19 protein-coding genes and 2 tRNA genes are annotated in these 24,740 nt (G+C 67.0%); 16 read left to right on the forward strand and 5 right to left on the reverse strand.

From position 1 onward, the window contains the following. Window positions 1-4: 4 nt before the first annotated feature. Entirely contained in the window at window positions 5-1,225 is a 1,221-nt protein-coding gene (locus ACIA75_RS08415; RefSeq protein WP_397101461.1) for an NAD(P)/FAD-dependent oxidoreductase, read from the reverse strand. A 161-nt stretch (window positions 1,226-1,386) separates the two neighbouring features. Between ACIA75_RS08415 and ACIA75_RS08420 the strand changes: the two genes are divergently transcribed. Then, window positions 1,387-2,034, forward strand: a complete 648-nt coding sequence (locus ACIA75_RS08420) for a DsbA family protein (RefSeq protein ID WP_397101463.1) — start codon at window positions 1,387-1,389, stop codon at window positions 2,032-2,034. Window positions 2,035-2,091: 57 nt separating this feature from the next. On the opposite strand, the gene ACIA75_RS08425 is transcribed toward ACIA75_RS08420, so the two are convergent. Next, on the reverse strand, window positions 2,092-3,135 hold the full coding sequence (locus ACIA75_RS08425; RefSeq protein WP_397101465.1) for a M48 family metallopeptidase: 1,044 nt from the start codon (window positions 3,133-3,135) through the stop codon (window positions 2,092-2,094). Window positions 3,136-3,277: 142 nt separating this feature from the next. Here ACIA75_RS08425 and ACIA75_RS08430 point away from each other — a divergent pair, with 142 nt between their 5' ends. Then, entirely contained in the window at window positions 3,278-3,751 is a 474-nt protein-coding gene (locus ACIA75_RS08430) for a ribose-5-phosphate isomerase (RefSeq protein ID WP_397101467.1), read from the forward strand. Between the two features lie 4 nt (window positions 3,752-3,755). Further along, the gene (locus tag ACIA75_RS08435) at window positions 3,756-4,568 is read left to right on the forward strand and encodes an Fpg/Nei family DNA glycosylase (protein ID WP_397101469.1); all 813 of its coding nucleotides are present in this window, start codon (window positions 3,756-3,758) and stop codon (window positions 4,566-4,568) included. Window positions 4,569-4,574: 6 nt separating this feature from the next. Here the strand turns inward: ACIA75_RS08435 and ACIA75_RS08440 are convergent, their stop codons facing one another. Then, the gene (locus ACIA75_RS08440; RefSeq protein WP_397101471.1) at window positions 4,575-5,531 is read right to left on the reverse strand and encodes a diguanylate cyclase domain-containing protein; all 957 of its coding nucleotides are present in this window, start codon (window positions 5,529-5,531) and stop codon (window positions 4,575-4,577) included. A gap of 472 nt (window positions 5,532-6,003) precedes the next feature. Between ACIA75_RS08440 and ACIA75_RS08445 the strand changes: the two genes are divergently transcribed. Together ACIA75_RS08445 and ACIA75_RS08450 are read left to right on the forward strand one after the other, a co-directional pair. After that, window positions 6,004-6,074 (forward strand) — tRNA-Gly (locus tag ACIA75_RS08445). A 33-nt stretch (window positions 6,075-6,107) separates the two neighbouring features. Next, window positions 6,108-6,181: transfer RNA gene (locus ACIA75_RS08450), tRNA-Pro, on the forward strand. 90 nt (window positions 6,182-6,271) lie between these two features. On the opposite strand, the gene ACIA75_RS08455 is transcribed toward ACIA75_RS08450, so the two are convergent. Beyond that, the gene (locus ACIA75_RS08455; RefSeq protein WP_397101473.1) at window positions 6,272-7,048 is read right to left on the reverse strand and encodes a MerR family transcriptional regulator; all 777 of its coding nucleotides are present in this window, start codon (window positions 7,046-7,048) and stop codon (window positions 6,272-6,274) included. Window positions 7,049-7,248: 200 nt separating this feature from the next. Between ACIA75_RS08455 and ACIA75_RS08460 the strand changes: the two genes are divergently transcribed. From ACIA75_RS08460 to ACIA75_RS08500, 9 genes are all read left to right on the forward strand, one after another. Then, a complete protein-coding gene (locus tag ACIA75_RS08460; RefSeq protein ID WP_397101475.1) occupies window positions 7,249-7,791 on the forward strand; it encodes a hypothetical protein in 543 nt (180 codons plus the stop codon). Between the two features lie 43 nt (window positions 7,792-7,834). After that, a complete protein-coding gene (locus tag ACIA75_RS08465; RefSeq protein WP_397101477.1) occupies window positions 7,835-8,737 on the forward strand; it encodes an ROK family protein in 903 nt (300 codons plus the stop codon). Window positions 8,738-9,121: 384 nt separating this feature from the next. After that, window positions 9,122-10,258, forward strand: a complete 1,137-nt coding sequence (locus ACIA75_RS08470) for a GAF domain-containing protein (protein WP_397101479.1) — start codon at window positions 9,122-9,124, stop codon at window positions 10,256-10,258. Between the two features lie 72 nt (window positions 10,259-10,330). After that, the gene (locus ACIA75_RS08475) at window positions 10,331-11,326 is read left to right on the forward strand and encodes a conjugal transfer protein (protein ID WP_397101481.1); all 996 of its coding nucleotides are present in this window, start codon (window positions 10,331-10,333) and stop codon (window positions 11,324-11,326) included. A 16-nt stretch (window positions 11,327-11,342) separates the two neighbouring features. After that, the gene (locus tag ACIA75_RS08480) at window positions 11,343-11,603 is read left to right on the forward strand and encodes a hypothetical protein (RefSeq protein ID WP_397101483.1); all 261 of its coding nucleotides are present in this window, start codon (window positions 11,343-11,345) and stop codon (window positions 11,601-11,603) included. Next, window positions 11,600-12,244 carry a hypothetical protein gene (locus ACIA75_RS08485; RefSeq protein WP_397101485.1) on the forward strand — a complete coding sequence of 215 codons (645 nt, stop codon included), beginning with the start codon at window positions 11,600-11,602 and terminating at the stop codon, window positions 12,242-12,244. The genes ACIA75_RS08480 and ACIA75_RS08485 overlap by 4 nt, the downstream gene beginning before the upstream one ends. Then, on the forward strand, window positions 12,245-14,767 hold the full coding sequence (locus tag ACIA75_RS08490) for an ATP-binding protein (protein ID WP_397101487.1): 2,523 nt from the start codon (window positions 12,245-12,247) through the stop codon (window positions 14,765-14,767). Window positions 14,768-14,829: 62 nt separating this feature from the next. Next, complete coding sequence (locus ACIA75_RS08495) at window positions 14,830-15,699, forward strand: NlpC/P60 family protein (RefSeq protein ID WP_397101489.1); 870 nt, start codon at window positions 14,830-14,832, stop codon at window positions 15,697-15,699. Further along, window positions 15,696-17,183 carry a C40 family peptidase gene (locus ACIA75_RS08500; RefSeq protein ID WP_397101491.1) on the forward strand — a complete coding sequence of 496 codons (1,488 nt, stop codon included), beginning with the start codon at window positions 15,696-15,698 and terminating at the stop codon, window positions 17,181-17,183. Before ACIA75_RS08495 ends, ACIA75_RS08500 begins: the two co-directional genes overlap by 4 nt. 317 nt (window positions 17,184-17,500) lie before the next feature. Here ACIA75_RS08500 and ACIA75_RS08505 read toward each other — a convergent pair whose 3' ends face one another. After that, window positions 17,501-19,771, reverse strand: coding sequence for a hypothetical protein (locus ACIA75_RS08505; protein WP_397101493.1), 2,271 nt, complete (start codon window positions 19,769-19,771; stop codon window positions 17,501-17,503). Window positions 19,772-20,189: 418 nt separating this feature from the next. Here ACIA75_RS08505 and ACIA75_RS08510 point away from each other — a divergent pair, with 418 nt between their 5' ends. Together ACIA75_RS08510 and ACIA75_RS08515 are read left to right on the forward strand one after the other, a co-directional pair. Continuing rightward, window positions 20,190-22,361 carry a hypothetical protein gene (locus ACIA75_RS08510; RefSeq protein ID WP_397101495.1) on the forward strand — a complete coding sequence of 724 codons (2,172 nt, stop codon included), beginning with the start codon at window positions 20,190-20,192 and terminating at the stop codon, window positions 22,359-22,361. A 168-nt stretch (window positions 22,362-22,529) separates the two neighbouring features. After that, entirely contained in the window at window positions 22,530-24,725 is a 2,196-nt protein-coding gene (locus ACIA75_RS08515) for a hypothetical protein (protein ID WP_397101497.1), read from the forward strand. Window positions 24,726-24,740 lie beyond the last annotated feature (15 nt).

Below are 24,740 nucleotides of genomic sequence, written 5' to 3' on the forward strand. Positions count from 1 at the left end.
GTGATCAGAGCGGGACCGAGGTATCCGCCAGGTGGTCCGGGTCTACCGGGTCACCGGAGAGGATGAGCTCCTTGATCCGGTCGCCCACATCCCACACGTTCACATTCATCCCGGCCAGGACTCGTTGCTGAGGGTCCAGCCAGAACGCCACGAATTCTCGTCCGGCGAGGTCCCCCCGCACGACTATCCGCTCGTAGTCGCCGGGGGCGGCGAAGCCGGTGTACTCCATGCCGAGGTCGTACTGGTCGGTGAAGAAGTAGGGGAGGCGGTCGTAGGAGGCGGCCAGACCGAGCATGGTCCGGGCGGCCACCGCCGGTTGATTGAGCGCGTTCGCCCAGTGCTCCACCCGGATCCGGCGGCCCAGCACGGGATGCTCCTGATCGGCGATATCGCCGACCGCGACGATATCGGGGTCGCTGGTGGTCAGCCCGGCGTCGACCAGCACTCCGGTGCCGGTCAGCAGCCCGGACGATTCCGCGAGACCGAGGTTGGGCCGCGCTCCCACTGCGATCAGTACGGCGTCGGCCTCGAAATCGGTCCCGTCTTGAAGCCGGACTCCGTTCGCTCGTCCGTCGGCCACGGTGATCAGCTGGACCTGTGCTTCGAATCGCAGCTCCACGCCGTGTTCCCGGTGCAGGGCGGCGAACACCTCGCCCATCTCCGGGCCGAGCGCCCCCAGCAGCGGCCCGGACGCTGCCTCGAGTACGGTGACCGCCACCCCGGCCGCGCGTGCCGCCGCGGTGACCTCGAGCCCGATCCAGCCCGCCCCGACGACCAGCAGGCGCCGGATGGTGCCGAACAGTTCGATCAGCGCGTCGGACTCCTCTAGGGTGCGCAGGGTATACACACCGGCCGCATCGGCTCCGGGGACCGGCAGTGGACGGGAGGCGGCGCCGGTGGCGAGGGCGAGTTTGTCGTAGGGCAGGGTCGAACCGTCCGACAGGCGGACCGTGCGGCCACCCCGGTCGATCTCGGTGACCTCGGTACCGAGCAGCAGATCCACGGCATGGTCCCGGTACCAGGCGGCGTCCGCCACGGTGAATTCGTCGACGGTTTTCTTCCCGGCCAGGTACTCCTTGGACAGCGGCGGCCGTTCGTAGGGCAGCCGGTTCTCCGCACCGATGAGGGTGATGCGGCCGTCGAAATCGTTGTCGCGCAACTCCTGTGCCAGCTTCGCACCGGCCAGGCCGGCCCCGGCGATCACGAAATGCCGTGCAGATGTCATGGATGCCACTCCCTTGTCGTGAGTTGTTCCAGCGACGATCCGAACTTCTGCGGCCAGCCTACTGATGGAGTCCCGGCGAGCGGCCGGATCGGGAACGAAAACGCCGCCGCCGGGGTTGCTCGGTACAGCGCTCGACTACGACCTATGGAGAGGACCGACTCGTGACCGACCCGGCCGAGAAGAAAGACCTTGCCGAATTCTGGTTCGACCCGCTGTGCCCGTGGTGCTGGATCACTTCCCGCTGGATTCTCGAGGTCGCGAAAGTGCGCGATATCGAGGCCCGCTTCCATGTGATGAGCCTGTCGGTGCTCAACGAGGGGCGGGATCTGCCGCCGGAGTACCAGGACATGATGGCGAACGCCTGGGGCCCGGTGCGGGTCGCGATCGCGGCCGCCCAGCAGCACGGCGACGAGATCCTGCCGACGCTGTACACCGCCCTGGGCACCCGGTTCCACAACCGCCGGGCCGAGTTCGAGCAGGAGGGGGACGCCAAGGCCACCTTCACCGCCATCGTGGCGGATGCACTCGCCGAAGTGGGATTGCCGGCCGAACTGGCCGCCGCGGCGGACAGCGGCGACTACGATGAGGCGCTGCGGGCCAGCCACCATGCGGGGATGGACAAGGTCGGGCCCGATGTCGGTACACCCACCATCCACGTCAACGGTGTCGCGTTCTTCGGGCCGGTGCTGTCGCGGATCCCGCGGGGTGAGGAGGCGGGCAAACTGTGGGATGCCGTCGTGACGCTGGCCGCGTACCCGCACTTCTTCGAGTTGAAGCGCACCCGCGACGAGGACCCGCAGTTCGACTGACTGCCACGGTCCCCGATTCCCGCCGCCGACCGGCCGGAATCGGGGACCGGGCCGTGCTCAGACCGGGGACTTCGACAAGGTCACCGAATCGGGGGTCGCCGGGGTGAGCGGGGGTGGTCCCGGGCTGGGCCGCCAGAAGAGCCGGCCGTGACTGCTGCGATCGCGCAGGGCCCACATCCGCCAGGTGAGGACGGGATGCGAGGCCACGGCGTTCACCACCCAGACGAAGAAGCCGCGTTCCTGGGCGGCCCGGTCGGCCATCTCGTCGAAACCGACCACCGTGTTCAGGTACTTGCCGGCCGCCAGCGTGCCCATGGCGGCCTGCGCACCCTGTGGCCGATGGCAGTAGCCGTGGTTGTCGGCGGTGTACTCCTGCGAACGGATCAGCGAACTGCCCAGGATCGGCAGGAACGGGACCATGAACATGCCCAGTTGCCGCCAATACGACGTATGCCCGGCCGCGATATGACCGACCTCGTGACCGATGATGAACGCCAGCGCATCGGGTTCCCGGGCGGCGCCACCGACCTCGAACAGGTCGCTGTATACCACCACGTACCGGCGGAAACCGTGGCCGGAGGCGAAGGCATTGATCTGCCCGTTGCCGAGCACCACGTAGGCGTCGGGTGCGGAGGCCATCCCGAACCGGGCCGCGGCCTCCTGGACCATCCGATATCCGTCGGGGAACTGGGTCGGTGACATCTTCACCCCGTTGACCCGCTGCCGCGAATAATTCATCCCGCGGCCGAACCAGACCAGCAGCGGTGCCGCCACCAGGATCAGGACATATTCGTTGACCGTGCCCTCGTTCACCGTGTTGAGGATCAGCAGCAGAAACGCCAGCAGATAGGCGACCCCGGTCACCATCACCACCACGACCAGTAGTGGGATCTCCCAGCTGTGCCGGGCGGGCATCCCGAACGGCGACAGCCCGCGCGGCTCGTGCGCCGGTCCCGGCGGCGGGGGATAGCCGGCAGGGAAAGGCCCCGGGGCAGTCGAGCGGTCGGTGAGCCACGGGTAGGGCCCGGGCTCCGGCGGATTCGCGGACCAGCCGGGGCCGGGACCGGACCCGAACGGTTGCTGAGGGTCGTGCGGCTGCATACCCAGACTCTAAGCGCATCTCCGAATTCGCTCCGGTCGTGTGCGGACCGCTGATGTGCTCGCCCGGCAGCGCCCAGCAGGCTGTCCGCCGCCGGCGCCGCCCGCCGTCAGAGCCCGATACCCGGCCTGACACAATCGCGGCATGCGCGTATACCTGGGTGCCGATCACGCTGGTTTCGAATTGAAGAACGCTGTCAAGGACCATCTGGAGCAGGCCGGTCACGAGGTCGTCGACTGCGGCGCCCTCGTCTACGACGCTCTGGACGACTACCCCGCCTTCTGCATCGAGGCGGCCCGTCGCACCGTCGCCGATCCGGGCAGTCTGGGACTGGTCTTCGGCGGTAGCGGCAACGGTGAGCAGATTGCCGCGAACAAGGTGCCCGGCGCGCGGTGCGCGCTGGCCTGGAGCGTCGAAACCGCCCGGCTGGCACGCGAGCACAACAATGCCCAGCTGATCGGCATCGGTGGCCGGATGCACTCCCGGGAGGAAGCGCTGGCGATCGTGGACGCCTTCGTCGAGACCCCGTGGTCGGAGGAGGAGCGGCACCAGCGCCGGATCGATATTCTCGCCGCCTACGAGAAGACCGGCGAAGCGCCCGCGCTGCCCGCGCACTGAGGCGGTGCCGGAGGGACATACCCTGCATCGCCTCGCCCGCCGGCACGACCGCCGGCTGGCCGGTGCGGTCGTGCGGGTGTCGAGTCCGCAGGGCAAGTTCGCCGAGGGCGCGGCACGGGTGGACGGCCGGACCTTGCTGCGTGCGCAGGCCTGGGGCAAACATCTGCTGCACGAGTACGAGGGTGCGGTGTTCGTGCACGTCCATCTCGGGCTCTACGGGACGTTCACCGAATCCGCGCTGCCGATGCCCGAGCCGGTGGGGCAGGTGCGGATGCGGCTGTCCGGGCCCGGCCGTGACGGCGGCGGGTTCGGTACCGATCTGCGTGGGCCCACCGCCTGTGAGCTGCTGACCCCGCCGGAGGTGGCGGCGCTCGTCGCCCGCCTCGGACCCGATCCGCTCCGTCCCGATGCCGACCCGGACCGCGCGTGGGCGCGAATCCGGCGCTCTCGGCGCGGTATCGGCTCATTGCTGATGGACCAGCAGGTGGTCGCCGGAGTCGGCAATGTCTACCGGGCGGAAGTGCTCTTCCGGCACGGTATTTCGCCGGCCCGGCCGGGTTGTGAGCTCGGCGCGGACGAATGGTCGGCGTTGTGGGCCGATCTGGTCGAGTTGATGCTGGTGGGGGTGCGCCGCGGGAAGATGCACGTGGTGCGCCCGGAACACGATCACGGTGCGCCGTCCTACGCGCCGGACCGGCCCCGTACCTACGTCTATCGGCGCGCCGGTGAAGCGTGCCGCTGCTGCGCCGCGCCGGTGCGGCACCGCGTACTGGAAGGCCGCAACCTGTTCTGGTGCGCCGGATGTCAGCCGGACTGATCCCGGTCAGCCCGCCACGGCGGTATCGACGCCGCCCACCCCTGGTTCGGCGCCCACGTAGCGCCGGCCGCCGGCGGTTTTCGCCGAGTACATGGCCCGGTCGGCGCGCCGCAGCAGTTCCGCGAGTTCGCTGCGGTCCGCCGGCGGCGAATAGGTGGCGCCGACGCTGGCCGATACCGGTACCCGCCCGGCCGAGGACCACACCGAATCGTTGAGCGCGAGCACGATATCGGCGGCGAGTTCGGCGACGCGGTTGTCCTCCATCCCGGCCGCCAGCACGAATTCGTCCCCGCCGTACCGGCACACCACCGTCCCCGGTGGCGCCACTTCCCGCAACCGCTGCGCCAGTTCGACCAGCACCTCGTCGCCCACCGCGTGCCCGTAGTTGTCGTTGATCTGTTTGAACCGGTCGAGATCCACCACCAGCAGGCCGATACCGCGCTCCGGGTGCTCGGCCATTATCCGGACCCGCTTGCGCAGCAGGGTGCGGTTGGCCAGGCCGGTCAGCGCGTCGTGGGTGGCTTCGTGTTCCAGCCGCTGCTGCAGCGCCGCGAACTCGCGGACCCGCTGTGTGGCCTCGTCGGAGAAGTTCTTCTTCTGCTGCGCCAGCGCCAGCTCCTGCAGCGCCTGGGCGTAACTGTCGATCGCCTGACTGGCCACCAGCGGCCATTGGGTCGCCACCAGGGATCCGCGTGGACCGGCCGGGAACCCCAGCAGGGTGCGGGTCACCAGGGCGAGCATCCGGACCTGGTGTAGCGGCTCCGCGCAGAGGCGGGCACCGAGCCGGCGGGCCGCCCGGATCGGGAACGGATCGGACACCGTCAGCTCGAGCAGCTGCTCGAGAATATCGACGAGAACGGGTTCGATCTCCGCCGCGGTGATACCGGCATCGGACTGTGCGCCGGCGGCCAGGGCCCACTCGCGGGCGGTCGAGTGGACGGGCGGCCGCTTGTCAGCAGTCATCGCGATCACCGGAGATCGAGGTGATCAGGCCGCGAGTGCGCGTCTCCGGCACCGGGCCGACCCGGCTCTGTCGTACTGCTGTGCGGATGGTCCACCTTGTCGGGTGCACGCCACCGCCCCCTTTCCAGATACCCCGTCCGGCAAGAAGATCGTAGCAAGATGGTGGGGCCCGGAGACCTGCGTTCTAGAACAAGTTCTCGAACCCCGGAACAACAGCAATCTCTGGCGTATCGCGGGGGAACCGTCGGCGTTACACACTTTTTCGTATTTTTTGCCGACATCGGCCGGAGGCGGCCGAGCGCCGGTGTCATACGGCCGCGGCGTTCGTGGCCGGCCGGTCACCGGCGCCTGGCCGAGAGGGTGGGTGGCTCGCCGATCCTGGGAACCCGGGGCTGATTGGCGAAATGAAAGTGGGATTGGGTACAGTCGCTGATGCACACGACATGGTGGCGATCGAACCAGTCGTATGTATGCGGGTGTAGTTCAATGGTAGAACCTCAGCCTTCCAAGCTGATGGTGCGGGTTCGATTCCCGTCACCCGCTCCGACCGGAAAACACCCCCATCGGGGGGTAGTACGGGGTGTGGCGCAGCTTGGTAGCGCACCCGCTTTGGGAGCGGGTGGTCGCAGGTTCAAATCCTGTCACCCCGACATCGTGGCCGGAGTGCGGCCGGCGGAACCGATACTCGGTAGGGTTCCGGCGCTACTCGCCGCCGAAGCGGCTGTATCGTGCGGGCGAGGTCACGACCGGGAAGGCTGTTTGCCGTTGGGCGTCACTCGTGGCTGTCCGGCATAGGGCCGGTTGGTTTCGGGATCGGGTGTGGGGAGTTCGGCGCGCCGGCCGAAGGCCTGGTCGACGAGTTCCGATGCGGCGCGGGTGACGATCAGCCGGGCGATGGCCAGATCGGTTTCGAGTTTCGTGCGGTCCTTGGGGTTTCGCTCGGACTGTTCGTAGGCCTGGCCGGCCAGGACGTAGAAGATCTCGGCGGCGAAGCGCTCGGCGATGCGGTCACAGTCCGCGCGCATTCGTTCGACCAGGTGGAAGGTGGCCGCGGCGGGCAGCCCGGCGTCGGTGAGCCGGGTGGCGAGATCGCTGCAGCGTGGATTGGTGACCCGGTAGACATCGAAGGGGTCGTCGCTGGCGGCGAGCGCTTGTTTGACGTAATCGGGTAGTTCGTGGACCGGTTCGTCCGGTTCGGGTGCCGGCGGCGGGGCGGTCGGCGCCGGCCGCCCAGGGGCGCCGGCGGCCTGCTCGGTGACGCCGAGGACATCGGCAAGTCCATCGCCGCGATCCCAGGCGGTGAGCAATTCCCGGATGCCGTTGAGTTTCATTCCCCGGCCGAGCAGGCGGCTGATGGTCTGCAGCCGGTTGAGATGGTCTGAGCCGTAATACCCGATCCGGCCACGGACATCGGGTGAGGGCAGCAGCCCGCGCTCGTGGTATACGCGGACGCTGCGCACAGTGGTTTCGGCAGCACGCGCCAGCTCGTCGATCGTGAACTCGGATTCGCCAGCCATACCTATAGCAAACCACACCTGGGACCGTAGTTAAACGGTCCGTAACTAAACGACCCGCCAACCAGTGGCTTATTGATGTTAAGAAATGATCAACGTCCCGTTGCTTGGCGTCATATGGCTTGCCTGGCCGCCGCGGCTGGCTTAACGTACGTGATACAGCTGACAACAGCTTGGTTTCCGGGGACTGTCGAGCAGCCCTGATGATCCGCCCGACCAACGGGACACGTATCGGTTCGTCCGGCGTGCCCTCGGCAGTTCCGGAGACGGTTATGACTATCTCGCCCACTCGTCCCCTCGGCGTGGTCCTGCGTCGTTTGCCCAGTGCCACACCGGTTTCGCCGGCACCCGCCGCCACCGCGGGGCGATCCGCGCAGCAGCCCCCGTGCGCGTCCCTGCCGGACGGCTGGGACCTGGACTCGGGGAGCCCCGAGGCCTGGCGCGTCGCCATACGTACTTGCTATGGCTGTTCACTCTTCGATCAGTGCAGCAAGCTGGCGCAGTCACTCATCGAGCGGGGCGATGCACCGCGAGCCATGATCTGGGCGGGCATCGCATACGACAACTCGGGTAACGTCATCGAGGATCTCGAGCGTCATCGCGCGGTGCCGGTCGACCACAAGCGGCCGATGCGGATCATCCGCAACGGTCCGCGCCCGGCCCGGAACCAGCCCGCATCGGCGGCACCCAAGCGGCACATTGTGCTCGGTCGTCCGCTCCGGCCGAACGAAACCATCGGTGCTTGACTATATTGCGGAGAAATCGCGTCCCTAGCACTGGTGGTTGCAGATGACAGTTCTGGCGTTGGAGATCGGTCCGACCCGGTTCGCGGCGATCGAGATCGCCGACGATGTCGGTCCGGAAGAGACGAGGCAGATCCCGATTCCCGAGCGGCAGGCGTGGGAACGAACCCGGGACCTCGTCCTGGAGGTCGCGGCGGGCCGGGAGCTCACCGCGGTCGGCATCGCCGCCGCCGGACCCATCGATATGTCCTCGGGTGTTGTCGCCCCCGCGCATGTCCGGGACTGGCAGGCCGGATTTCCGCTGGTGGAATCCGTGCAGAAACTCTTTCCCGGTGTGGCGGTGGCGTTGGCGCTCGACGGCGTATGTCTCGCGCTGGCCGAAAGGCACTTCGGGGGAACGCAAGAGGTGATGGACTCCCTGTCGATGTACATCTCCGACACGATCATCGGGGGTGTGATGGTCGGTGGGTTCGTCGTGGTGGGACGCACGGGTAATGCCGGTCAGGTCGGGCACGTCTTGGTCCCGGGCTATGACGACCCGTGCGTATGTGGTGGCCGCGGCTGCCTCGAAGCCGTCGCCGGAAGCGGTGCGCTGGTCCGCTGGGCCAATGAAAAGGGCTGGCGGGGCGCTTCGATCGACGCGCTCGTGGCCGCCGCGCAATCGGGCGAGCCCGTCGCGGTGAGTGCCTTGGAGCGAGCGGGTACGGCGCTGGGCCGGGCGATCGCCTCGGTGGCGGCACTCCTGGATATCGATCGGGTGATGATCGGTGGGCCGATGGCCGCGAAGGGGTCGGCGCTGTGGAAGCCCCTGCAGAATGCCGTCGCGATGCACGCGCGACTGCCGTCGCTGCCCGGGTTGCGGGCACTCCCTTCGGAACTGGGAGACCTCGGCCTGCTGGCCGGCGCCGGTGTGCTGGCGCTGAGTACGTTGCAGCAGCAACAGAGCTGAGGGCCGCGGGTGCCGGGTGATCCGGCTCCCGCGGCCGTCGTCGTACTCGGTGGCCCGGCTCGGTATCCGGTTGCTGAACAACGCGGATGGTTGCCGGAGCGACGGCCTCGCGCCGTCGTCGGACGGTCTGCCGCCGGTGGCTACGGCCGGGTAGTGGGCAAATCGATTGTTCTGCCCCTGGTTCCATGATATTGCTGAATGTTCCCGTGGGTCCGTCTGCCGAGGACGTCCCCGGGTTGCTGGGCGTCCAGCTCGGAGGTTGTCGAGCGTCCGACTCGACCAATCCGGAGACCCTGTTGAACGTACCGCTGCGCAACGGTACATTATCTCATGCGGACGTTGTCTCATTTGGGGCGCGCGCCGCGTTGAGGCTGGACGCACGCGATGAGAGGGCGCGCAGTGATCCCCTGGGTAACGGTCGAAACATTGGCGCCGGAAGGTTTTTCGGTGGCCTCGGTGGGGGATGCTGCGCGCGATTTCGCCGATTGGCGGCGCGTTCTGCAGCGACAGCTCGCGCGGACCCCCGCGTTGTACGACGGGTTGACCACCCGGGACGTCACCGAGGTGCTGCGCACGTCGGTGGAACAAGCGATCGAAGTGGACCGGACCTTCGGTACCGAAGCGGGACCGCACCGGTTGATCACGCGACCGGTCTTCGGGCCGGCCGGTGATGTGCACGCCGTGCAGTGGTGGGCGGGGCCGGCGGCCGGGCCGGTGGTGCCGCCACCGGTGGCGGTGGGCGCAACCTGGGAATTGGACAGTCAGACCCTGGTGCAGCCGCCGGGTATCGCGGCGCTCTCCGGGATGGCGCCGGAGGAATATGCGCCGCGTATCTCCATCGCCGAGTTCTTCCACCGGGTCACTGGATTCGACCGGCACGCGGAAGTTCTCGACCTGCTGTATCGGCCCGGGCCCGGAGGAAAGCTCCAGTTCGAGGTGTCGATCCTGCGTCCGGCGCGGCGGGCCACCCGGTGGCGGATTACGGTGCGCACCCGGGACGACGAACGCAGCCGGGGCGCCTGGTGGCTGATCGAGGACATCACCTCAGACGAGGATCCGGGAGTGTGGCCGACCTTGGAAAGCGTCGGATTGCGGGAGGCGCATCGTCGTGCCGGTAACCATCTGGCCGTTGTCCAGCTGGCCCACACCAGTATCTCGCACTGGTTGACCGACCCGGCTCCGTGGATGCGCTGGGACTACCTGTTCCGGCCGGTGGACGTGTTCCATCCCGGCGACCGGCTCCGTCTGGTGGAGCAGGGGCCCCGGGTGGGCGCCGGTGAGAGCACCGAAACGACCATCCGCACACTCAACTACAACGGCGGCTATACGCCGACCTCTCTGCTGCTCTATCCCTACCCCGGGTTTTCGAATCGGGAACTGGCGATCGCGCATCTGACACGTGCGGGTGAGGAGATCCCGCCTGCGGAGAACGGCGGTGCCGGCGCGCACGGGCCGATCGGCTACGACGATCAGCTCCGTCACTGGCTGGCGGTGCGCCCGCAGCACAGTGTGGTCCACTGACAGTGCCCAACTCCCCAGTAGTGGGAAGGTTGCTTCGGGTCGGGCGGCACCGGGCTACCTACCATTTCGAGAGTGAGGACTGGGGCTGCCGGAAGCGCCGAATCGGGCGAGGCGCTGCTTCGCCGCATGGCCGCGCGCCGGCGCCGCGACAATATGGTGGTCGTCGTCTTGGCGGTGCTCGCCGTATTCGGTGGCGGGCACGCCATCTACGACTTCTTCGCCGCGGACCCGAAGCCGCCGGGTGACGAAGCGATGGTCACTGTGTCCGGACATGCTCGGCTTGCCGGGGCCTTCGCCGAGGATTTCGTCCAGACCTATCTCGGTGCCTCGTCCGGGGACCAGGAGACACTCGCACGCTTCGTCGACGGCACCCGCCAGATCTCGCTGCCCAAGACCGGGCAGCAGGTGACCGATCCGCTTGTTGTCTTCCAGTCGCGCACATTTGTCAGCGGCACAGTGGAAGTGTGGTCGGTGACGGTGTCGGTGCGGGTCGGCAGGGACGGGGCCCGGCAGTACTACCGGGTGCCGGTCTCGGTGTCGGAGGGCAGCCTGCGTGCCCTGACTCTGCCCGCCGCGGTGGAACCTCCAGCGGTGGGGGCCGATCTCGCGCAGGCGTATTCGGCGCCGTGCGGCGAGGAAACCGCTTTTACCCAGGTAGCCACGGGTTTCCTGGGCGCGTACCTGACAGGCAAGGGTGACGTCGCCCGCTATGTGACGGTGGACTCCGGTATCGCGGCGCTACAACCCGCCCATTTCTCCGAACTGTCCACCGTTTCGGTGACCGCCGAGGACACCCACTGCGGTACCGAAGGTTCCAGTGCGCGGGTGCTGGCCACCGTCACCCCGAAGGCGACCACCGGGAACGCGCCGACTCTGGCCTATCCGCTCACGATGGTGCGGGGGGAAGGCCAGTGGCAGGTCCAGGCCATCGATACGCTGCCCGCGCTGCGGGAGCCGCTGTCGGTCGTCGTGGGCCAGGGGGAGGAATCGGGCGCCACGGACGGCGCCGCAAGTACCACCGCCACTCCGACCACCGCCGTGCAGATCCCGCCGGCCACCCAGAACTGACAGTGGAGGCGACACGATGAGCAATCTCAGCAATATCCTGTACGGCATATTGGTCTTCGTTCGCTGGGCGGGGCTGATCCTGATCACCATCGTGTCGATGGGCGTCCTGATCTCCGAGGCGGCGAAATCCAAACTCTCCCCGGCGAAGATCCTCGGGGTGGCGGGATCGGCGATCCTGGCGGCGGTCCTGTTCTGGATGCTGCCGACACTCGTGAACTATGCCCGCAGCGACGCGAACATCATCGTGCCCGATCACCCGGTGGGTAGCTATCGATGACCCAAGTCCAGGTCGTCAAGGTCTTCACGCCGATCAAACGGGTTCCCATGGTGATCGGCAAGGCCCAGAACGGCCAGAAGCTGCCGTTCGGGCCCTACACCCTGCCGCAGGTCGCCGGGGTCGCCCTGGCGCTGCTGATCACCTCGTTCTCGGCCATGACCCTGCCGGCCAACCCGGCGATAACGTTCCTCGTCGGTCTCGCGTTCACGGTCGTGATCGGCTTCGGGCTCGGCCTGATCCCGTACACCGGTGTTCGCTTGAGTTCCCGGGTGCTGTGGATCGGGCGGCTGATCTGCGATCCGAAGCCGGTGTCGGCATCCGGTATGCCGGTGACCGCGGAATCGGGCCGGCTCACCTCGTTCATCGAGGAGACCGTGGTGGTCATCCTGCCCGAAAGCGATTCGCCCGGCCGGGCCACCCGGAAAGCCGAGCCCGCGGCGACCCCGTTCCTCCAGTTGTTCGAGCGGCGTCGCTCTCCGGATCCGACCCCCTCGCCCGTGTCGTCCTCGACCGGCAAGGCTCTCGCCCCTGCCGCCGAGTCCGTCGCCCCCGCATCGTCGAACTGGCGGTCGATGGCCGCCGGTAACGGGGCGAAGGTCAAGAGCATCAGAGAGCGAGCAACGAACGGAGTCAGAGGTTAGATGGGGTTCAACCGAGACCTACAACCCACCGCTGCCATTCGCGGCCATCTGCAGTTCACCCATTCGGGTTTGGTGACCGCGACCTATTTCATCAATCCCCTCGGCTACGGGTTGCGTAAGGCCGGTGACAAGTTCGATGTGAAGATGGCGCATCACGCGCTGATCAGCAATCTGCCCAACGGTTCGCTGCTGCTGGGTATCCAGGCGCGGCAGAACACCATCGACGTACTGAGCAAGATGGTCGAGGGCGTCGACCTCGACGAATGCGAAGACTATGCGGACGAGGTGGTCGCCTCCTTCGAGCGGGTACGCGCGATCAATCCCTTGACCAGAATCTTCCTGCTGTCGATACCGGTGGGCGCGGCGGCGAACAGCGGAATATCCGCCCTGTCGCGGATGTGGCGGAGCAGCACCACCACCATCGACGCCACAGCCCTGTCACGGGCAGATCTGGACAAGTACGAGGAAGAAGCGAACGAGATCCTATCCAGGGTCGGTGGCGATTTCGAGCCCACTCCTGTCCCCGCGGCACTGTTCCAGTGGCTGTGGGAGCACTATCTGGCGCGCGGAGCCGTCAACGACCCGGTCGCCCCCACGCGGATCGGCGCGCTCGACGACGCGACCGCTGCGGTGTTCCGGTCGGCGGCGTTGGACGAGGGGGCGCGGGCCGACAGCAATCGGCGGTTGCGGCCCTCGTTCGTACCGGTGATCAAGATCGTTCAGCCGGATTCCGGCTATCGCCCCTCCTACCAGGCGATGCTCACCCCGCGGTCCTTCCCGTACGGCGGAATGGCATTTCCGGGCGGCAGCGAATTCCTTGCGGTGCTGGAAGGTCTCGGCGATGTCACCGTCGACTGGGGGATGCGGGTATCGGCCAAGCCGGCCGAGACGGTGCTGAAGAACAACGAGGTCAACCTGCGCCGGCTCGGTGAGCAGATGGACCAGCGCGACCAGGAGGTGTCCTTCGCGCAGAACACGCTGATGTCGAAGGCGCAGATGCTGGGCGAATACAACCAGCATTTCGAGGTGAACGGCGGGGAGTCGGAGGTTTCCTTCACCACTGTCATCGCCGTCGGTGGGTCGACGCAGGACGCGACCATGGACGCGGTGAACACGCTGCGCCGCCGCTACAAGCGGTTCCAGGTGGAGATGACCGCACCGGTCGGCGCCCAGGTGGATCTGTGGTCCATGCTGGTGCCCGGGAGCCCGCCGCGCCGCGCCTACGACGATTTCGCGCATATCGTTCCCTCGGATATGTGGGCCGGTTTCGTACCGTTCACCACCAATCAGATCGGTGACGACAGCGGGCCCGTGATCGGGATCAATCTGCTGTCGGGCAACTTCGAACCGATCCACTTCGGAATCATGGAAGCGGCGTTGCACGATCTGTCCGCATCGTTCGCGGTGACCGGGGAACTGGGCTCCGGCAAATCCTATTTCCTGAAACTGATCGCCGTGCTGGTGCACGATATGGGCGGCCAGTTCCTCGCGATCGATCGCAGCCAGGTGGGCGAATGGGAGCATTTCGCCGCTTCGATCGACAATGCGGTGATCATCGATCTGGCGAATCCGTCCGTTTCCCTCGACCCCTTGCGACTGTTCGATCCACGCGTGGCGGGAGAACGAGCGCTCGATTCCATTCTGCCGCTGCTGGATCTCTCACCCACCTCCGGAGCCGGTGCCGCTATCAGCGGCCTGCTCTCGCCGAAAGGTATGGAACAGCACCGGATCCGCAGCCTCCTCGATCTGTACAAGGTGGTCTGCCGGTTGCGGGACGCGCCGGGAGAGCTGGAGGAATACGCGGATCTCGCGGCGCGGCTCGGGACCGTGGTCGAACGAGTGCCGGTGCTGTTCGATCCGGGCCTGCGCCCGGTCCGCCTCGATGCGGCGGCCACGGTGGTGCGCAGCCACAAACTGGCGCTGCCGAGCGCCGAGGAGCTCACCACCCCGCACCTGTACAACCGGCTGCCGCTGACCAAACGCCTGGGTACGGCCCTGTACGAACTCGTGGGCGTCACGGCGCGTGAGGCGTTCCTGTCCGATAACGGCCGGTTCGGGCTGCTCGTCGGTGACGAGGCGCACCATTTCACGCAAACCCAGGTAGGTGCCTCGGTGACCTCGGATTTCAGCCGGGACGGCCGTAAGCACCTGGCGGCCATCGGTCTGGCCTCGCACGATCCGGCCACCGACTTCCAGGGTGCCGCACACAATCTGATTCCCAACCGTTTCGTCTTCCGGCAACGCGACGAGACCCTGGCCCGTAACAGCCTCGAATGGCTCGGTGTGGACCTCGAGGAGGCACCGTTCCTGCTGTCGATCCTGCGGGAGGAGACCTCGCCTCCGGTGGGGGCCGGCCGGCAGGTACCGGAGGAGCGGCGCGGCGAGATGTTCATGCGGGACGCGTTGAACCGGATCGGCCGCGGAAAGGTGCTCGGCCCGGCCCGGCCCGACCGCGGCGCCGCCATCACCAGTACGCCGAGTGTGGCGGGCCACACGGAGCGGGAACCGGAGGCCGTGCGATGACCGTTGCTGTCCCGGGTCCCGATTTCCGGTTCGTCACGTCCTAGCAGGACGGGAGCTGAGCTGTGCTGTCGATTTTGGGGGATGGCGAGCGGTCGGGTACGGGAGAACGTCGGCGGCTGTCGATTACGGGGGATCGCCGGGGCGACAAGAAGTTCATCATGCTGATGCTCGTCTTCCTGACGGCCTGCGGCTGCTGCCTGTTCAGCCCGCTGATCGCGGTGGGCAATGTTTTCACGCACGGCGCGAGCGACTTTCGTAATCAGTGTGACAGTGCCATCGGCCCGGACCCGTCCAGCACTGCCACCACATCCCCCGCCCGGACCTCCGAGCCGGAGGTCACGCAGTCCGCGCTGCCCAGTACCAACCCGTACTCCTCGATGACCATCGACGCACAGGACCGGAACATTTCCGATCGGTACCGGGCCTGCGTGTCGGCCTTGCGGTCCGCGCCGTACCAACGGCCCGGTGCGGTCCGGACCCCGAACTCCGGGACTGCCGCGGCATGTGCGCAGCACTTGGCATTCCGCTACCTGGACGAAAGCTCCGGAGACTCGGCGGCCCTGGCACGTGATGTCATCTATGCCGCCTCCACGGCCGCGCTCACCGGGCAGTGCACTCCGGCGGCGGCACCGGCCGGATCGGACACGGTGCCGGGCGGGTGCGGTGACCCGGACGGTCCGCGGCGTGCGGTGGTGCTGCCGGAAACCGCCGGTCGGCAGGGGTATTGCGGACAGCAGGTCACGCCCACTGCCGCCACCGCTGGGGACCTGATCTTCTGGGACTACCGTGAGAATGCTGCTACACGTGTAGGAATTGCGGTGGGTGCGGGCGAAATGGTGACCGGTGGTCTCGGAGACGGGCGCTTCTTCCGGGCCCCGATCCCGGCCACCGATGATGTCCGGATCAAACGGGTGTTGGGTGGTGAGCTATGACGAGCGCCGAAGCCGGTCCGCTGGCAGCGGACGCGGAGCCGGACGACGAAACCTACCCGGCGCCTGCTGTCGGCACCGAAGACGCCCTCTGGGAGACGCCCTGGTCACCGAACGACGGCCGACGGCGGGGGAACGGTAGCCCCCCGGGATCGATACCCGGCACACCGGCGGCGAATCCCTCGCAGCAGAACGGAGCCGCTTCGGGGGCCACGGCTCCGCCGGGTGTAACAGCTCCCGGTGCCCGCGCGCCGGGAGCCGCCGCACCGGCACCCGGTACGACGGGATCGACCGGCACACCGCCCGGCACCCCCGGCCCCGCGGTTGCCGCACCGCCGGGCCAACCCGTCCCGGCTCCGCCTCCGGCCGCGGAAAACCGGCCGGCGGAGCGCGAGGAGCCGGAGAACGGCGGCCTACCCGTCGATCCGGAGATGTTGTCGACCATGGCACCGATGGCGCTGATGGCCGGCGCCGGCCTGTTGCCGATCCTCGGATCGGCGTTGTCGGGCCTGCTGGGCGGTGGCGGTTCGGGCGGTGGGGAAACCGCCGAGGGACAGATGTCGCCGGAGGCGCAGAAGGCTCTGGAAGCCCTGGATCTCCTGGCCGAGGTCTACGGCGACGGGCCCACCGACGATCCCCAGGTGAAGAAGCTTCGTGAGGAACTCGGCCTTACCGACGCCGACGGATCGGGGGCGGGCGGATCATCCGGCGGCTCGGGCGAAACCGCGCAGATGATCAAGGCGCGCCAGTTGTTCCAGAAGAACGCCGCCACTGCCTTCAACAACCTGGACAACCAGCTCGCCAACTACATCAAGCGACTGTCCGGGAACAACTCGGTGGACAAGAAAGCCGTGAAATCCCTGATCCGGGAGGTCAACGTGGCGCTCGCGGAACTCGGGCCCGAGGCCTACACCAAAGAGGGCCAGCAAAAGGTCCGCGCGATCCTCACCAGAGCCCTCCAGAAGGCGCACGGCATTGTTTCCGGCGGTCAGGCGACCGCGGACGAAACCGCCTCGGCAATCGACAAACTGACCAACCAGTATCTGTACAACCTCGCCGGACAAGAGGTCCCGGCGGGATACATGAACTTCGGCGGCGGCACCGTGGGTGCCCTGAGTGCGGGCGGGTCGGAGAAGGCGCGGCGGGCGGTCCAGGAGGCGCTGGCGCAGCAGGGTGATCCCTATGTGTGGGGCGCCGAGGGGCCGAGCAATTTCGACTGTTCGGGTCTGACGCAGTACGCGGCCAAGGCGGCGGGGGTAAATATTCCGCGCGTGGCCGCCGACCAGTACCGGTCGCTACCCAAAGTGCCCGCCAATCAGATTCAGCCCGGCGACCTGATCTTCCCGTCCAGCAGCTTCGATTCCGGCGGTCCCGGCCACGTCATGATGTACATCGGTGACGGCAAGGTGGTGCACGCGCCCAAGACCGGCGATGTGGTGCGGGTGGCTGCGCTGCCCTCGAGCTACCAAGCCGCGCGCTGGGCGTGAACGGCCTGTACCCGGATCTCCAGGTACGCGTGACCGCGCTGTTCCGGTTGGCGCAGCTTCCACGAAGGGACGTACCGTGCCCCTGGGCGTCGGGCGTCGGGCGTGACCGTGGTGAGTGAACCCGCCGGTCGACACGCGCGCGCAGGGCGCCACCCGGATGCTGACAGCTGGTCGGTTCGGCACCTCCGTGCCGGATCGATGTAGCACAGTCCGGCCGCCGCCTCGCTCGGTTTCTCGCCGGCGGGTGTGCGCAACCGCGCCGACGAGAACATCGGCCAGGGCCGGGAGCACCGGCGGGTGGGCGACGCGGTGCGAGGCTACGGATCCCAGGGGTCGAGGCCCATCTCCGGACTCATGTGATCGAGGTTGGCGACCCGGTTGGTCCACCGCATCATTTCCCGGCGGTTGGCGTCGGTCGGGTTGAGCATGTGGCGATGCGCTGCGTCCCGGTAGGCCGTGGTCACTTCGTGACCGATGGCCCACCGGGTATTGCGGCCCACCCGGTTCCACTCGTCCGGTGTGATGGCCTGGGCCAGATCGCGATCCGAATCCCAGTTCCGGCGCACCCGGTTGATGAAGCCGTGGTCCAGTGCGGCGCCCGGTGCCGGGCGGTTGGTGTGCCTGATGAAGTTGTTCGCAGCGATAACGGCTTGTGCCGCGAAGGCCTGGCGGGCCACCGCGTCCTGGTCCAGGTGGTTCTCGACAGCGTAGGACGCCGCGACAGCTTTCTGCAGCGGGGCGAAACCGTACGGATTCTGCGACATCGAGGCCCGCTGGACCGCAAGAGCTCGTTGACCCTGCTCGATCGAGTAATGGTTGGCGCCGAGTTCGTGCACGATCGCGGCGATATGTGCGTCCGGGACGCGGCTGTCGCCCAAGCCGTCGAGCGCGTTGGCCAGCCCGTACGGGTCGCCCACGCCACCGTGACCGGCCGCGCGGCGTTGCGCCTTGCCCCGCCAGTTCTCCCGCGCCATATGGCTCCACGCGTACGACTCCATCCGCGAATCGGCCGTGCGGTAGTTCGCCATATCGGACATTTTCTTTCCGCGCGCCAGCGGATTCAGCGGATTGGGCGTACGCATCGCCAGCCATCCGACCAGCGGCGAGGCATTGACAGTGTTGAGCGCCGCAAGCATGGCGAGGCCGCCCATACCGCCGCCGCCACCGCCGGGAAGCTGGGCGCCACCCATACCCAGCGCGCTGCCGCCCCCACGGCCGCCGCCCCCGCCCGAACTGCCTTGGATAGCGAGGGAGAATCGGTTCGCGACCCAGTGGTTGCCGCGCTCCAAACTCCGGTTGAGCCTGCTCAACTGGGAGATCGCGACGAGTTCTATCGCGCACGCGATGACGATCACCGAGATCACCTGGCCGCGCGCCTGCGCGAACACATTTCCCATGAACAAGATGTAGACCCCGAGGAAGACGGTGAAGGCCGCCATCTTCGCCGCGGCGATACCCGCATCGACGATATTGCGGACCAGGAAGGTCTGCGTAGGACCGTAGATGAAGCCGCCGGCAGCGAACCCGAAGATCGCCATGAAACCGTGGTAGATCGTGTCGAGGGCCGCTTTGGTGACTTTGAGCCCCAGGTAGACAGCGAACAACATCAGCACGGTGCTGCAGATCAGCAGGATGAGCCCGGTTCCGAGCTGGCCGACACTGGGATTCGATGCCTTGTTGTGGGCCGCGCCGTCTCCGCAGCTTTCCATGGCGTCCCGGACGCTACCCCCCGACGCTACGCTCGAGGTCCACGCGGCCTCGCACGAACCGACGTCGTCGACCACATGCCCGAAATTCCAGACCTGCACCGGCTTACGGGCGAAGTTGTCGGCCAGATCGTGCTGCATGATGCTGACGAGCTGCTGCGGATTCGGATTGCCGTTGCCCTGGAGTCCCGCCGCCACGGAGAGGCCCACATCGCGCCCCTTCACGAGCAGACCGTCGGACGACATCACGTCCTCGAGCGGTCCGGCCAGGAAGACTGGACCCAGAACGGCCACGCCCAGCATGGTGATCACCTGCATCGTCGCCTTCGTGGGCAATCCCCGCGCGATGAACCAAGCGACGAAAAACGCCCCGATGGTCGCGGCGGTGATCAGCACCATCGGTGTGGCGATCTGCCGGACGAGCGCCGAGGCGGTGCCGTTGAGCGCCGAGGCGAACATGTCCAGCCAGGTGAAACTGAAGGTGAAGGTGATGACCCAGATCGCCGAGGTCACGATGGCCATATAGCCGACGAATTCGATACCCAGCAGGGTCCACAGCACCGTGTTGGCCGGGTTGAAGATACCGCCGGCGTCGGTGTCGAACTTATAGCTGGCCAGCGGAACACCCTGGGAATCCCGGACGTTCATCCAGCTCAGGCCGTCGATCTGCGATACGCCACTGCCGGGTTGGGCACCGGCCACTACGATACCGACCGCGGCGGGGAAGATGACGAACGCGGTCAGCAGGCCGATTATCCACACCGCCCGGCGGCGCCAGGGCCGGGCGGTGAGCCAGGCACGCCAGCGGAGCACGATCATGTCCGGATACCAGCGGAGCGGGTCCGTCGGTGCCGTGCTTCGTAGCCACTCAGCAGTGGACATCCGGCTCCCTCCTCGTACCTGGGCGCCATTCGGGCCCGATCGGGGACGGGCGACATCCGTCTCCGCTGGGCGGCCTCGGGCCGGCTGCCGAAGAAGCCCGCATCCGGCAGACCGGTGCGTCGACATTCTCGACGTCCGGTTGCTGCTCGGTCGGGGTCATTCGGCCTTCCTCCTGGTCGGTCGCCGGTCGTGTCCATCGGGCCGGATCGGCTTCCCGGCCTTCGTGGCAGTCCCGAGACAAATATCTTGTCGCGACGCGCGCTGCCCGGCTTCCCGGTGATGGGAATCATCGAGAATGGTGTCGAGGTCTGGAAGGAGTCTCGGTTGCTCGGAAGTGCTGTCCGTAAGGGTGTTCGGGCTTCGGCCGGCCATTCGTTGGAGCTGTGGACAGCCCCACCCTCGACCTGATCATGGGTAGGTGAGCCCAGTGGGCCTTTTCGACGCGGTTGTCTCCCCGGTCGGTGATTGGATCGGTGATAACTGGGACACCATTGCGGTAGGCGCGGTGAGCGTCGCCGGGTTCGCTGTCGGTGGGCCGCTCGGTGCGGCGGCTGCCGGTGCCGCGGTCGGCGGGCTCGCCGCCTGGGCACAGGGTGAGGATGTCGGCGCCGCTATCGCCATGGGAGCGCTGGGCGGGGCACTCGGGGGTGTCGGCGGTGCCGCGTTGCGTGGCGGGCTCTCCGCAGCCGGGCGTACCGCGATCAGTAACTTCACGCGGCGCAGCGGTACAGCTCTTGTCCGGGGGCGAATGGGAGGCGCAGGCCTCATACGGGGCTCGGGTGGCGGGTACTTGAGGTCGGTTCGCCGGCAGCTTCCCAACCGGCTCGCCGGTTCTGTTGGCGCAGGCCTCGGTGCGGGCGGGTTGTACTGGGGCGAGACGATGGACATGCCCGGCTCCGGAGACGCGGATCCGGCTGATATCGGAGACATTCCGGTGTCGCCGATCGGCCAGCAGGGGCGCCCGGAACGTATGCCCGAGATTCTTATGCCCGATCCCAGTAAGGCCGGGTGGCCGGAGGGGCTGACGTTCAGCGAGCCCATGCAACAGAACTACAACACACTGCCGGACCTCTACTACGATATCTGGAAGAGTTTCGGCAAGGACCCTACGGAGTCCGGTCTGCCCGAGGAATCGAAACTTCCGGGCGAGATCGCTGACCCGGAGAAGGCCGGGGTACCGAACTATACGCAACGTGTCAGTGATCTGGAGATCAGCTTCGAAAACTTGCGTAGTTTCGATGAGCAGGTCGCGACTGCCGTCAAACGAACCGTCGAGTACTGCGACGCGGGCAAGAACGATATTCGTGGCTCGGTCAGTACCCTGGGAAAATTCGCGGTGATCCACCCGGAGAACATCGAGAAAATCGGTGCAACTCATGAGGGAACGGCCGGAGCGGAGATTCCGGTATTCGTCTTTCCGGAGACCTACGGCGCCGACGGTAGTTTCACGGAGGATTCGTATGCCTTCTCGATGATCGAGGGGGCATACGCGGGCGCCGAATCGATTATGGGCGCGTACGCGGAGTTGTTCGCCGCGCTGGCCGCGGAAACGACTCCGCCGGAAGAACCCGAAGATAAGGAAACTCCCACGGCGCCCGAGACTCCGGCCACTCCCACGACGCCGGGCGCACCCACCGTCCCCAGCATCCCCACAGCGCCCGGAGTCGACTCTCCGACCCTGCAATCGCCGACGCCGATCGATCTGGGTGACGACGCCGATTCCGCAGCGGGATCGGCAGCCGACAAGGCGAATGAAGCGGCACAGCAACAACTGGAGCAGATGGGCAGAGATGCGGCAGCTGCGCAGGCGGCCGGGGCACCCATGGCGGGCACCGCAGGTTCGGGGCTCGAATCGATGATGCTGCCGATGATGATGCAGGCGATGATGGGCGCGATGGGGGGCGCCAACCAGCAGCGTGCCCAGGTTCCGGACGAACCACGGCGCCGTCGGCGGGAGGACGAGAACCAGCCGCAGGCGCCGGCGGCCGCGCCGGTACCCGGTGGTGTACCGCAGGCGGCCGCGCCGCCGACCTCGGCGCCGCCGGCGGGTACCCAGCCGCCCGCGGCCCGGCCGCCCGCACCGCCGGCCACGCAGGGGCCGGCGACGCCCGGAAAGCCGCCCGCGCGGGGCGAGGGCAATATCGTCTACACCTTCCCCGACGGGCGAACCCAAGAAGTCTCCGCGGTGGTCGCGCAGGCGCTGGACGCCGCGTTCGGCAATGCCTCGCGTACCGACGCCAAGGAGGCGTACGCGAATACGAAGGTCACGTGGACGGATGAGAAGGAGATCGGAACGCGTGTCGATCCTTACCAGCTGATGACCGGGGACGTCGGGGTCTGGGACGGCAGGACCGCTCTGTTGGTCGTGTTCGGCACCGATACCAGCGGCACGCTCGAAGCGGTTGTGGATGGTCAGCTGCAGCCGGTGGTGGGTCCGGCGGAAATGCGTGATGGACAGGGCGAATTCGGGGCGTTCGTCGGGTTCTTCCATCCGCCTGGGATCGAGAAGGCCGCGGATGACCCGGGGGTTCCGGAGACGCAGACGGCTGCGCCGGTACCGGACCAGTCGATTGCCGTCGCACCCGCATAGGAGCATTGCATGGGCTGGTTGGGATTCGCCGCCGACGTAGGCGCCTCGGCGGCTTTCACCGGGATTGCCGCGGCGGTGCGGACAACGCCTGTCGGGTTGGGTGTCGCGGTCATCGGTGGCGCTGTTGGTGGCGTTATCGGGCAGGCGGTCGACGACGGCGGGTTCACCATGGGCGGCTTCATGAAGGGAGCCGCCACCGGTGCGATCGGTGGTCTCCTGGGTGGCGCGGTCGGGAAATGGGCGGTCGGTAAGGCGCTGGGGAAATGGTCGGACAGTGCAGCCAAGAAGGTCGATGACCTGGGGAATCCGGATGCGCTGAAGGCTGCGGACAATGCCGTGAAGACGGCAGACCAAGATTTGGCGCGAGCCGAGGCGGCGCTGAAACGTCATGAGGGTATGACTCGACCCCCGGGGAATGGTAAGGCTGCCCAGAAGTTCGATGACAAAAGAGAGGAGTTGAATGAAAAGGTCGCTGAGCTGAAAGATCACCGTACAAATCTGAAGGACAATGCTGATGAATTACGTAAGAAGACTGCCAGTAGTGATGAGCTGAAAAAAGCGGAAGCCAATCAGAAGCGAGCCGACTGGTGGAAAGATTCCAAGATTCCATACCATTCGCTGGTAGGTTTGGGTTCCGCTCTGGTCCGGCAAGGGTACAACTCCCACAACACCTCGGGCGGCGGCTCCGAGAAACCCGAGGGTGGCGCGGAAGCTCCGGTCGGTGAAGAAACCGTGCCGTTGGTGTGGTCGGGCCTCGCCGCGGCCAACTCCGCGGGGCTTTTCGGGAAGCCGCCCTTTGTCGCCGATCCGTCGATTCCGGCGACCGGCAGTGGTTTCCTCGCGCATCCGGACAAGCTGAACCAGGCGATCGCCACCTGGTACGGAGGGGCGTCCAACTCTTTTGCCAGCTCTCTTGTCGACAATTATCAGATGTTCGGCGACCTCGAGAAGAAAGAAGATCTCAAAGTAACCCCCATCAGGGCCCTGGTGGTGCCCGCCGGTGTTTCCGCGGGAAGCGAAGGCGGGGCCGGTTACTCGCAGGCGGTCCAAGCCCTGAACGCGTCGGCGAAGGGACTGAATCAGTCACAATCCGAACTCGCCGGGACGCTCGCCGAGGTCGAGGAGATCACCCGGACCGGGCAGGAGAACATCGCGAGCCTGATCGCCGGCGTGAACGGCGTGATGCCCTCGATTCCGGCCGGCGATATCGACGCATCCTTTGTGACGCTGCTGAACCAGGCGATCGGCGAGTCGATGGGGATCATGGCCGACGCGCAGGCCGCCGCCGAGCTGGCGGCCGCAACCGTCGGCAACCCGGGTTTGGACACGAACCCATCCGGCGACGACCTCGCCAATGCCGTCGGTCAAATCGATAGCGGTATCGGCAATTCGGCGCTGATGCCGGACAGTAGTACGTTGCCCTCGCCCACAGAACTCGACAACCTCATTCCCGACCCGATCGACACCGACAACGGCGTGAGTCCCGAACTGGACAACGCGATCGATCGAATTCAGCAGGCTTCCGCAAACCCGGCCGTTCCCGCGAACATGGCCGCAACCGATCCGTCGTCGAACATGATGAATTCGATGATGAGTTCGATGCTGCCGATGATGATGCAACAGGCCATGATGCGGAATATGACAGATAGTGATCTGGCCGGCCATCGTGCCGAGATGGATCCGGCGCGGTACGAGCAGCCGGCCGCCCCTCCTGCACCGGTTGCGCCGCCGGTGGGGACCACCCCGTGGTCAGCCCAGCAAGCCGCTACGACACCGCCCCCTGCGACGCAGGCGCAGGCCCCGGCTCATCCGCAGACCCATACCGGCCCGTCTTCGGGCGCGACATCATCGCAGGCCGGGGGCACGCCCCCGCGGACCCCGGGCGCGGACGGCAGTGTGGTGTACACCTTCCCGGACGGCCGCACCCAGAAGGTATCCCCAATGGTGGCAAAGGTCTTGGACAAGGCGTTCGCCAATATCAAGAGCACAGACGCCCAGGAGGCCTACGCCGATACCGAGGCGAAGTGGACCGACAGGAAGGAGATCGGGACGCGCGTCGATCCGTACCAGTTGATGACGGGCGATGTGGCGACCTGGGACGATCGCACCGCGGTGCTGGTGGTGTTCGGTTCCGCCGAGGAGGGCACGCTGGAAGTCGTCGTGAACGGCGAGCTGCAGCCCTTCACACCGGAGATGTCGGACAGTACAGGCGAGTTCGGTCAGTTCACCGGATTCCTGCACCCGCCCGGTATCGAAGTGGGCGCCGGGCAGGACTCGAGTGGGGACGGCGGGGCGGCCCCCTCCGGTGACCAGCAGACGTCGCCCCAGTCGAGTGATGCGCCACTGGCCGCGATGCCCGCGTGATCCGCTGATGGGTGA

The organism is Nocardia sp. NPDC051750 (assembly GCF_044453135.1).
Taxonomy (GTDB): Bacteria; Actinomycetota; Actinomycetes; order Mycobacteriales; family Mycobacteriaceae; genus Nocardia.

Excerpts from the sequence above, each read along its gene's own strand:
- ACIA75_RS08415 (WP_397101461.1), bottom strand. The coding sequence starts at position 1,225 with ATGACATCTGCACGGCATTTCGTGATCGCCGGGGCCGGCCTGGCCGGT.
- ACIA75_RS08425 (WP_397101465.1), bottom strand. The coding sequence starts at position 3,135 with ATGCAGCCGCACGACCCTCAGCAACCGTTCGGGTCCGGTCCCGGCCCC.
- ACIA75_RS08430 (WP_397101467.1), top strand. The coding sequence starts at position 3,278 with ATGCGCGTATACCTGGGTGCCGATCACGCTGGTTTCGAATTGAAGAAC.
- ACIA75_RS08440 (WP_397101471.1), bottom strand. The coding sequence starts at position 5,531 with ATGACTGCTGACAAGCGGCCGCCCGTCCACTCGACCGCCCGCGAGTGG.
- ACIA75_RS08455 (WP_397101473.1), bottom strand. The coding sequence starts at position 7,048 with ATGGCTGGCGAATCCGAGTTCACGATCGACGAGCTGGCGCGTGCTGCC.
- ACIA75_RS08460 (WP_397101475.1), top strand. The coding sequence starts at position 7,249 with ATGATCCGCCCGACCAACGGGACACGTATCGGTTCGTCCGGCGTGCCC.
- ACIA75_RS08465 (WP_397101477.1), top strand. The coding sequence starts at position 7,835 with ATGACAGTTCTGGCGTTGGAGATCGGTCCGACCCGGTTCGCGGCGATC.
- ACIA75_RS08470 (WP_397101479.1), top strand. The coding sequence starts at position 9,122 with ATGAGAGGGCGCGCAGTGATCCCCTGGGTAACGGTCGAAACATTGGCG.
- ACIA75_RS08480 (WP_397101483.1), top strand. The coding sequence starts at position 11,343 with ATGAGCAATCTCAGCAATATCCTGTACGGCATATTGGTCTTCGTTCGC.
- ACIA75_RS08485 (WP_397101485.1), top strand. The coding sequence starts at position 11,600 with ATGACCCAAGTCCAGGTCGTCAAGGTCTTCACGCCGATCAAACGGGTT.
- ACIA75_RS08490 (WP_397101487.1), top strand. The coding sequence starts at position 12,245 with ATGGGGTTCAACCGAGACCTACAACCCACCGCTGCCATTCGCGGCCAT.
- ACIA75_RS08500 (WP_397101491.1), top strand. The coding sequence starts at position 15,696 with ATGACGAGCGCCGAAGCCGGTCCGCTGGCAGCGGACGCGGAGCCGGAC.
- ACIA75_RS08505 (WP_397101493.1), bottom strand. The coding sequence starts at position 19,771 with ATGTCCACTGCTGAGTGGCTACGAAGCACGGCACCGACGGACCCGCTC.
- ACIA75_RS08515 (WP_397101497.1), top strand. The coding sequence starts at position 22,530 with ATGGGCGGCTTCATGAAGGGAGCCGCCACCGGTGCGATCGGTGGTCTC.